The following is a 9150-nucleotide window of genomic DNA, read 5'->3' on the forward strand; positions in this document are numbered from 1 at the left end:
GATCTCCCGGCCGTGCGGCGGCCTCGGCGGCGGGGCGGCCGCCGGCGCGGGCGGCAGCCGGCCGCGTCACGCGCTGTCGGCCAGGAGTCCGGGCGCGCGCTCCACGAGCGCCCGCTCGTCGGCGTAGGCCAGCCGGGTGCTCAGCTCCTCCAGGGGGACCCAGGCCACCTCGGTGACCTCGACGTCGGCGTCGGACAGCGCGCCGCCGATCGCGCGCAGGAGGAAGTGGTGCACCGTCTTGTGCACGCGCCGGCCTTCGGCGACGAACCAGAAGTCGATGATGCCGAGCGGCGCCACGACCTCGCCGATGATCCCGGTCTCCTCGGCGACCTCGCGGACGGCGGTGTCCTCCGGCGTCTCGCCGGCCTCGATGTGGCCCTTGGGCAGGGACCAGAGCAGGCGGCCGCGGCGGTCGGTGCGGCCGATCAGGGCGGCACGGGGCCCGGTCACGCCGTCGTCGGCGACCACCAGGCCCCCGGCTGAGGTCTCGTCGACCCTGCGAAGCCGGCGGCCCGGGCGCGCTCGCCCGCCCATCCCCGCCATGTCAGGAGGGTAGCGCGAGTCCGGGGACAGCTCAGGGAGCATCGCAGCGAGGAACGAGCGAGGAGCGGACCTGAGCGCGGAGCCGGACCGTGGACCGAGCCGGGGACAGCTCAGGGAGCATCGCAGCGAGGAACGAGCGAGGAGCGGACCTGAGCGCGGAGCCGGACCCTGGACCGAGCCGGGGACAGCTCAGGGAGCATCGCAGCGAGGAACGAGCGAGGAGGCCGCTGCGAGCTGCCGGGCAGGCGGTGCCGCAGCGGTGGCAGGGGGCGCACGTGCGGCGCACTACTCTGGCTCGTCGTGTCCGAGCAGCTGCCGCGTCGTCTGGCGCCCGAGCCCGTGCCGGCGGCCGTCCAGGAGACCGTCCGGCGCCTCGTCGACCTCTCGCCCGTGCTCACCCAGCTGGGCGAGCGCTTCGCCGCGGCCGGCCACGAGGCGCACCTGGTCGGCGGCTCCGTGCGCGACGCCCTGCTCGCGGCCGGCGCCGGCTCGGACCGGGTGCCCGGGGACCTCGACATCACCACCGACGCGCGCCCGGAGCAGGTGCTCGGCCTGCTCCGCGGGTGGGCTCGTTCCACGTGGAACACCGGCATCGCCTTCGGCACGGTGGGCGCCGACATCGACGGCGTCCGCGTGGAGATCACCACGTTCCGCGCCGACCGCTACGACCGCGAGTCCCGCAACCCCGAGGTGGCGTGGGGCGACTCGCTCCTCGACGACCTGGTGCGCCGCGACTTCACGGTGAACGCGATGGCGGTCAGCCTGGGGCCCGACCGCACGGTGACCGACCCCTTCGGCGGTCTGGGCGACCTCCTCGCCCGGCGCCTGCGCACCCCCGGCACGGCGGTCGAGTCCTTCAAGGACGACCCGCTGCGGATGCTGCGCGCCGTCCGGTTCGTCGCCCAGCTCGGGCTCACGCCGGTCGACGAGGTGGTCGAGGCCATGACCGCCCTGGCCGGCGAGCTCTCCCGCATCACCCCGGAGCGGGTGCAGGCAGAGCTGTCGAAGACGCTGCTGCAGGACTCGCCGCGCGCCGCGCTGGAGCTGTTCGTCGCCACCGGCCTGGCCGACGTCGTGCTGCCCGAGCTCTCCGCGCTGCGGATGGAGATCGACGAGCACCACCAGCACAAGGACGTCTACACCCACTCCCTCACCGTGCTCGACCAGGCGATCGAGCTGGAGAAGGCCGACGCCGAGGCGCCGTCGCCGGACCTCGTGCTCCGGCTGGCGGCGCTGCTCCACGACATCGGCAAGCCGGCCACCCGCCGGCACGAGCCGCGGGGCCGGGTCTCCTTCCACCACCACGAGGTGGTCGGCGCGAAGCTGGTCCGCAAGCGGCTCACGGCGCTGCGCTACCCCAAGGAGGTCGTGGAGTCGGTCGCCCGGCTGACCTTCCTGCACCTGCGGTTCCACGGCTACGGGAAGGGGGAGTGGACCGACTCGGCGGTGCGCCGGTACGTCACCGACGCCGGTGACCTGCTCCCCCGCCTGCACAAGCTCGTCCGCTCGGACTCGACGACGCGCAACAAGCGCCGCGCGGCCGCCCTCTCGGCGACCTACGACTCCCTGGAGCAGCGGATCGCCGAGCTCGCGGAGCAGGAGGACCTCGCCCGCGTCCGTCCCGACCTCGACGGCAACGCGATCATGGAGATCCTCGGGCTGGGCCCCGGCCCGGAGGTCGGCGCCGCCTGGCGGTTCCTCAAGGACCTGCGCCTGGAGCGCGGGCCGCTGGACCCCGCCGACGCCGAGGCCGCCCTGCGCGCCTGGTGGGCCGAGCGCGCGGGCTGAGCGCGGCGCCTCGGCGGCCGGCTGCAGAAACCGGGCGCCGGTGCCGACAATTCTGTCGTGCACCCGCGGGACCCGAGCGACGACGAGCCCCGCCTGCCCGCATCCCCGTCCGGCCGCGTCCCCCAGTGGGTGGTGGACGAGGCGGCCGGGCTGACCACCGGCCCGGAGCCGTGGCGCGGTGCCGCGCCGCCCCGTCGCCGTCGGCGGTGGGGTCTCTGGGGCAGCTTGCTGGTGGCGGCCGCCGTGGCCGGCGCCGTCACCTTCGTCGACCCCGCCGAGCTGCCGTGGGGCCGGGAGGCCCCGCGGTCCTCCGCCGTCGCCACGCCCGAGGCCCCGGCGACCTCTCCCCCCGCCCGGCCGTCGGACCGTCCGACGCCCAGCGGCAGGGTGGTCCCCCTCGGTCGCCCCCCGCTCCCCCCGCCGGTCGGCGGCGCGCACGGCTTCACCACGCTGCAGGACGACGGCGTCACCCCGGTGACCTACGACCCCTGCCGCACCATCCACTACGTGCTGCGCCCGGACGGGGCGCCCGCCGGCGGCGAGGACCTCGTCCGCGAGGCCCTCATCCGCATCTCGCAGGTCACCGGCCTGCAGTTCACCTTCGACGGCTACACCGACGAGCCGCTCGCCGACGACCGGGCGGTCTTCCAGCCCGACCGCTACGGGGACGCCTGGGTGCCGGTCCTGATCGGCTGGCAGACCGAGGCGGAGAACCCTGCCCTGGCCGGAGACGTCGTGGGCCAGGCGGGCAGTTCCGCGGTCTCCCTCGGCGACGGTCCGAAGGTGTTCGTGACGGGCACGGTCAGCCTGGACGCCCCGCAGCTGGCGGAGATCCTCGAGGGCCGCAACGGCGCGGCCGTCGTCCGGGGGATCGTGCTGCACGAGCTCGGCCACCTGGTCGGGCTGGCGCACGTGGACGACGACGACGAGCTGATGTACCCCGAGGCGCGGCGGTCGGTGACCGACTTCGCCGCGGGCGACCTCACCGGGCTGGCCGTGCTCGGCGCGGGGCCCTGCGTCCCCGAGCTCTGACGTCCGCGGAGCTGGGACGCTGCTCCGCGGTCAGCGGCGGGTCATGCCGGCGTGCAGCGCGGCGGTGACCAGGTACCCCGCGCCGACGAGGACCAGCAGCGGCGTCGAGACGCCCGACCCCGGCAGCGCGAAGGCCGTCCCGACCAGGGCGAGGACGTAGCCGACGTTGACCAGGGTGTCGTAGACGGAGAACGCCCGGCCGCGGTGGCCGTCGTCCACCCGCTCCTGGAGCGTGGCGTCCACGCAGATCTTCACGCCCTGGCCCACGAACCCGAGCAGGAAGCCGGCGGCCACCGCCGCCGGGGGCTGCAGGAGGAGGCCGAGGCCGAGCTGGGACACCCCGCCGGTGACCAGCAGGAGGGCGGTCCACCGCCGCGTGCCGACCCGCGCCACGACCGGCGGGGTCACCGCCGCCGCGCTCAGCGTGCCGACGGCACCGGCGGCCACCATCTGGCCCAGGCCGGTGAGGCCGCCGGCGAACAGGCCCGTCCCCTCGGTGTAGGTGTTCCGGTAGAGCAGCAGCGCCATCAGCGTGAGCACCCCGAACCAGCACCGGTGCAGCGTGATCGCCGTGAGCGCCGCCCGCACCGGACGGTCCCGCCACGCGTGCCGCGCCCCGGAGACCATGCCGGCGAGCACCTGCGCGGCCGTCGGGCCGGTGCTGCGCGTCCGGTCGTCGGGCCCCAGGTGGGCCCGGGCGAAGCCGGACACCACGGCGGCGGCAGCCAGGTAGGGCAGCGCCGCGGACAGCGCCAGGGCGGCGTAGCCGGCATCCCCGGAGCCGGTCAGCGGGAGCAGCACCAGGGCCACGCCTCCGCCGGCCACCGTGGCGACGGCGCCCGACGTCGTCGACAGCGCGTTGGCCGGCACCAGCGACCCCTCGTCGGTGGTGTGCGGCAGCCCGGCCGAGAGGGCGGCGAGGACGAACCGGTTGACGGCGAAGACCAGCAGCCCGACGGCGTAGAAGGGCAGCCCCTGGACACCGGCGAGGACCGTCGCGGCCACCGCCACCACCAGGACCGCGCGCACCAGGTTGGCCCTCAGCAGCACCTGCTGGCGGCTCCAGCGGTCGAGCAGCACCCCGGCGAACGGTCCGACGAGGGAGTAGGGCAGCAGGAGGACGGCGAACCCGGCGGCGACGTCGACCGGGTCGGCGGCCCGCTGCGGGTTGAACAGCACCGTGCCGGCGAGCGCCGCCTGCAGGACGCCGTCACCGAACTGGCTGGACAGCCGCGTGCCGAGCAGCCGGCGGAAGTCGGGACGGGCGAGCAGGCCGCGCGTCGTCGTCCCGGCCCCCGCCACGCGGCCAGCCTATGGCCGCGCCCGCGACCCGTACCCGGGGCCGCTCGGTGGGGCACACTGGGGAGGATGTCTCCGGTGCCCGCGTCGCCCGATCCAGAGTCCGGTCCGCCCACCCGGCCCGCGACCGGCCGCCGGCGTGCGCGCGCGGTCCCCGCGCTGTCGATCGGCTGCCTCGACGACGTGAGCGCGGGCAGCCTGCTCGTCGCCATGCCGTCGCTGCAGGACCCCACGTTCGCCGGGACCGTCGTCTTCGTCCTCGACCACTCCGACACCGGCACCCTGGGCGTCGTCCTCGGCCGGCCGAGCCAGGTGGAGATCCGCGACGTCCTGCCCGGCTGGTGCGACCTGGCCGTGGACCCGGGGGTCTTCCACGTGGGCGGCCCGTGCGAGACCGACACCGCGCTGTGCCTGGCCACCGCCGACGAGGCGGACGTCGAGGCGGGGCTGCGCCCGGTGGCCGGCGACGTCCACCTGGTCGACCTCGACGCCGACCCCGAGGTGCTGGCCGACCGGCTCAGCGGGCTGCGCGTGTTCGCCGGCTACGCCGGCTGGTCCCCCGGCCAGCTGGCCGGCGAGATCGCCGAGGGGGCGTGGGCGTGCGTGCCCAGCCGGCCGGGGGACGTGCTCAGCGAGCTGTCCGGCCCGCAGCTCTGGCGCCAGGTGATGGGCCGCCAGTCCGGCCGCCTCGCGGTGCTCTCCACCGCCCCGGCCGACCCCGCCGCGAACTGATTCGCGGCGCGTCGCGCCGAGGGGCAGCGCGATCGCCCGCGGTCTGGTAGGAAGGACGTCGGGAGAGGGCGGTCTGGGGAAGAGGCCGCCCTCTCCCACTGTCTCCAGGCCCCTCTGCGGGCCCGCTCAGATGCCGAACGCCGCCGCCACCGCCGGGTGGTCCGCCGCGGCCGCCGCCTCGTCGTCGCTAGGCAGCGCCACCCGCCGCGTCCCGTGCTCAGCCAGCGTCAACGTCACGTCCAGGCCGCTGTCGGGCAGCGTGGCGCGGTACTGCACCAGCGTCTGGTCGCCCGCGTCGACCGCGACCGTGCGCCCCTCCCGGAGGCGGTAGACCGTCGTCGGCCGGCCGTCGATCGGCTGCTCGGCGTGCCAGCGGTAGGGGCCGTCGAGGAAGAGCTCCGGGTCGTCGGCCTCCGGCTGCGCCAGGTTGAGCAGCATCTCCACGAGGACGTCGAGCAGCTCCGGGTCCTCGGGGTCGACCGGCAGCGAGCGGCGCAGGTAGACGGCCTCGCGCGCCCCGTCGGCGGCCAGCGCCTCCGGCAGCCCCGGGACGTCGCCGGCCCACAGCTCGTCGCGGTCGAAGAACAGCGTGCGGGTGTCGCGCTCCTCGTCGTCGGCGACGGTGACGGCCTGGGCCCGGCCGGCGCCGCGGCGGAAGTCCACCTCGCCGGTGAGCGTGAGCAGCGCGTCGTCGCCGAAGGGGACGGTGACGACGAAGTCCGCGCCGCCCTCCTCGTGGTTGCGGTGCAGCAGCTCGGCCAGCACCTCCGCCTCGTCGGCGGTGATCGGCTCACCCGGGGAGCGCTCGTCCGTGGAGCAGCCGGCGAGGGCGAGCACCACGAGCGCGGCCGTGCCCGCGCGCAGGGCGAGCGGACGGCGGGCGGGCATGCCGGGAGCCTAGGGAGCGTCGCCCCCCATCCCGGGCAGGAAACGCGACAGGGCCCGCATCCCCGGAGGAGATGCGGGCCCTGTCGGTCACCCGGGCGCTGCGGTCAGCGCTCCACGTCGCCCTTGATGAACGCCTCGACGGCGTCGCGGGCCTCGCTGTCGCTGTACTGCACCGGCGGCGACTTCATGAAGTACGAGGACGCCGACAGGATCGGGCCACCGATGCCGCGGTCCTTGGCGATCTTCGCGGCGCGGACGGCGTCGATGATGATGCCGGCCGAGTTCGGGGAGTCCCAGACCTCGAGCTTGTACTCCAGGTTCAGCGGGACGTCGCCGAACGCGCGGCCCTCGAGCCGGACGTAGGCCCACTTGCGGTCCGAGAGCCACGGCACGTGGTCCGAGGGGCCGATGTGGACGTTGTCCTTGCCCATGTCCCGGTCGACCTGGCTGGTGACGGCCTGGGTCTTGGAGATCTTCTTGGACTCCAGGCGCTCGCGCTCGAGCATGTTCTTGAAGTCCATGTTGCCGCCCACGTTGAGCTGCATGGTGCGGTCCAGCTGCACGCCGCGGTCCTCGAAGAGCTTGGCGAGCACGCGGTGGGTGATGGTGGCGCCGACCTGGCTCTTGATGTCGTCACCGACGATCGGCACACCGGCGGCGGTGAACTTGTCCGCCCACTCCTTGGTGCCGGCGATGAAGACCGGCAGCGCGTTGACGAAGGCGACGCCGGCGTCGATCGCGGCCTGCGCGTAGAACTCCGCCGCCTGCTGCGAGCCCACGGGGAGGTAGCAGACGAGCACGTCGGCGCCGGAGTCCCGCAGGGCGGCCACGACGTCGACCGGCTGCTCGTCGGACTCCTCGATGGTCTCCCGGTAGTACCGGCCCAGGCCGTCGAGGGTGGTGCCGCGCTGCACGGTCACGCCGAGCGGCGGGACGTCGCAGATCGAGATGGTGTTGTTCTCGCTGGCCACGATGGCCTCGGACAGGTCGCGGCCGACCTTCTTCGCGTCGACGTCGAACGCGGCGACGAACTCGATGTCGGAGACGTGGTACTCGCCGAACCGGACGTGCATGAGCCCGGGCACCGAGCCCGTCTCGTCGGCGTCGCGGTAGTAGTGGACGCCCTGCACGAGCGAGGCGGCGCAGTTACCGACGCCGACGATGGCGACCTTGACCGATCCCATGACTCTCCTTATCCCTGGACCGTTGGTCCGGTGTACGTGAACCGCGAGCGGTCCGGTGATGACTGACGGCGGGGCAGGGCCCTGCCGCCTCGTTCAGGTGGTGCCCGGCGGGTCCTGCGACGGCTCGGGCGAGCCGCCGTCGTCCCCCCGGCGTTCCGACGACGGCTCCGACGCCTGCCGGCGCTCGCTGTCGATCAGCTCGGACAGCCAGCGGACCTCGCGGTCCACCGAGTCCAGGCCGTGGCGCTGCAGCTCGAGGGTGTAGCGGTCGAGCCGTTCACGGGTACGGGCCAGCGAGGCCCGCAGACCCTCCCGCTGCCGCTCGACGGTGCGGCGGCGGCCCTCGAGGATCCGCAGCCGCACGTCGCGGGCCGTGTGGCGGAAGAACGCCAGGCGGACCCCGAAGAGACCGCCGTCGTCGTAGGCCTCCGGGCCGGTCTGCCCGACCAGCTCGTGGAAGCGCTCCTTGCCTTCCGCGGTGATCGTGTAGACCACCTTCCCGCGCCGCCCGGTCAGGCGTGGTGCGTCGGCCGGCAGCAGGGCACGCGGCGTGGGCTCATCGGTGGAGATCAGCCCGGCCGCCTGCATCCGCCGCAGCGCGGGGTACAGCGAGCCGTAGGAGATGCTGCGCAGCCCGCCGAGGACCGCCGCGAGCTGCTTGCGCAGCTCGTAGCCGTGCATCGGCGACTGGTGCAGCAGGCCGAGGATGGCGAACTCGAGCACGTCGCCCTCCCGTCGTCTCCAGATCGATGTATCGGCACGATACATCGGCCCCGCATGGCCGCACGACCCGGGACGGTCGGGACTGGTGTGCTCAGCGCGACGGGTGTCGCCGCAGGGGAGACCCCATCCGCGACGCGCCGTGCGTACATTGGCGGCCGTGCCCGGACGTCGATCCGTCGTGGACTACTCGCTGCAGCGGCGAGCCGTCCTCGCCGACGTGCACGCGGGGCGCACCGGTCTGTTCGAGGTCTGCGACGCCAGTCCCTACCTCTCCCGGGCCGCCAAGTACCACGGGCAGCCCACCGACGTCGCGTGCCCGGTCTGCCGGAAGGACCGCCTGACGCTGGTGAGCTACGTGTACGGCGACCACCTCGGTCCGGTGGCCGGCCAGGCCAAGACGGAGGTCGAGCTCGCCCGCATGGACCGCACCCAGGACGAGTTCTCCGTGTACCGGGTCGAGGTGTGCCGCAGCTGCGGCTGGAACCACCTCGACTGCTCCTACGTCCTCGGCGCCGAGCCGGAGCCGGGGCGCCAGCCCCGGCGCGGGCGCCGCCGGGCGGCGACGGAGAAGTAACCGGCCGGCCGGCCAGGTCCCGCGGGACGGGGCCGGCGGCCTGGCGGGCCCGTCCCGCCCCACAGCTGAAGACGCTCCACCGCGTCCGGGCAGGTGCCCGGCGCCCATGACAGTCCAGGAAGGGGTGTGCTCGTGCCCAGCCACGACGAGACCTCGCCCGTCGCGCCGCGGTCCGGTTCGGTCCGCCGGCCGCCCACCGTCCGCACCCGCAGCACCGGTGGCGGAGGCGCCGGCCGCCCGCCGGCCGGTGGCCGTGGCCGCCCGCCCGTGCATCGTTGAAGTTTGATAGCGACTGGAGAAAGAAGTGGAAAAGCCAGAAAAGGCCTTTGATGCCCGTGTGAGCGCACAAGGCGATACGCTCCTGCTTGTGCGCCGCGGCGAGGCCTA

Annotated in this window: 9 protein-coding genes; 4 read left to right on the top strand and 5 right to left on the bottom strand. The window is 74.6% G+C overall.

Annotated elements, in window-relative coordinates; translation table 11 throughout:
• Positions 1–66: 66 nt before the first annotated feature.
• Entirely contained in the window at positions 67–543 is a 477-nt protein-coding gene (locus E4P43_RS19370; RefSeq protein WP_135147147.1) for an NUDIX hydrolase, read from the bottom strand.
• Between the two features lie 300 nt (positions 544–843).
• Here E4P43_RS19370 and E4P43_RS19375 point away from each other — a divergent pair, with 300 nt between their 5' ends.
• Positions 844–2331, top strand: a complete 1488-nt coding sequence (locus tag E4P43_RS19375) for a CCA tRNA nucleotidyltransferase (RefSeq protein WP_245159273.1) — start codon at positions 844–846, stop codon at positions 2329–2331.
• Between the two features lie 57 nt (positions 2332–2388).
• Positions 2389–3363, top strand: coding sequence for a matrixin family metalloprotease (locus tag E4P43_RS19380; protein WP_167759258.1), 975 nt, complete (start codon positions 2389–2391; stop codon positions 3361–3363).
• Positions 3364–3393: 30 nt separating this feature from the next.
• Here the strand turns inward: E4P43_RS19380 and E4P43_RS19385 are convergent, their stop codons facing one another.
• Positions 3394–4665, bottom strand: coding sequence for an MFS transporter (locus E4P43_RS19385; protein ID WP_135147149.1), 1272 nt, complete (start codon positions 4663–4665; stop codon positions 3394–3396).
• A 75-nt stretch (positions 4666–4740) separates the two neighbouring features.
• On the opposite strand from E4P43_RS19385, the gene E4P43_RS19390 reads away from it, so the two are divergent.
• Positions 4741–5394 (top strand): YqgE/AlgH family protein, encoded by a 654-nt coding sequence (locus tag E4P43_RS19390; RefSeq protein WP_245159274.1) that lies wholly within the window; start codon positions 4741–4743, stop codon positions 5392–5394.
• Between the two features lie 126 nt (positions 5395–5520).
• Here the strand turns inward: E4P43_RS19390 and E4P43_RS19395 are convergent, their stop codons facing one another.
• The 3 genes from E4P43_RS19395 to E4P43_RS19405 all read right to left on the bottom strand — a co-directional run bounded on the left by E4P43_RS19395 (position 5521) and on the right by E4P43_RS19405 (position 8189).
• Positions 5521–6282, bottom strand: a complete 762-nt coding sequence (locus E4P43_RS19395) for a hypothetical protein (RefSeq protein WP_135147151.1) — start codon at positions 6280–6282, stop codon at positions 5521–5523.
• Positions 6283–6386: 104 nt separating this feature from the next.
• The gene (locus tag E4P43_RS19400; RefSeq protein ID WP_135147152.1) at positions 6387–7466 is read right to left on the bottom strand and encodes an inositol-3-phosphate synthase; all 1080 of its coding nucleotides are present in this window, start codon (positions 7464–7466) and stop codon (positions 6387–6389) included.
• A 93-nt stretch (positions 7467–7559) separates the two neighbouring features.
• A complete protein-coding gene (locus E4P43_RS19405; protein WP_135147153.1) occupies positions 7560–8189 on the bottom strand; it encodes a PadR family transcriptional regulator in 630 nt (209 codons plus the stop codon).
• 157 nt (positions 8190–8346) lie between these two features.
• Between E4P43_RS19405 and E4P43_RS19410 the strand changes: the two genes are divergently transcribed.
• Entirely contained in the window at positions 8347–8763 is a 417-nt protein-coding gene (locus tag E4P43_RS19410; protein ID WP_135147154.1) for a DUF5318 family protein, read from the top strand.
• The last annotated feature ends 387 nt before the right edge of the window (positions 8764–9150 follow it).

The sequence above is a fragment of the Blastococcus sp. TF02A-35 genome (assembly GCF_004571075.1).
In the GTDB taxonomy this organism is placed as follows: Bacteria; Actinomycetota; Actinomycetes; order Mycobacteriales; family Geodermatophilaceae; genus Blastococcus.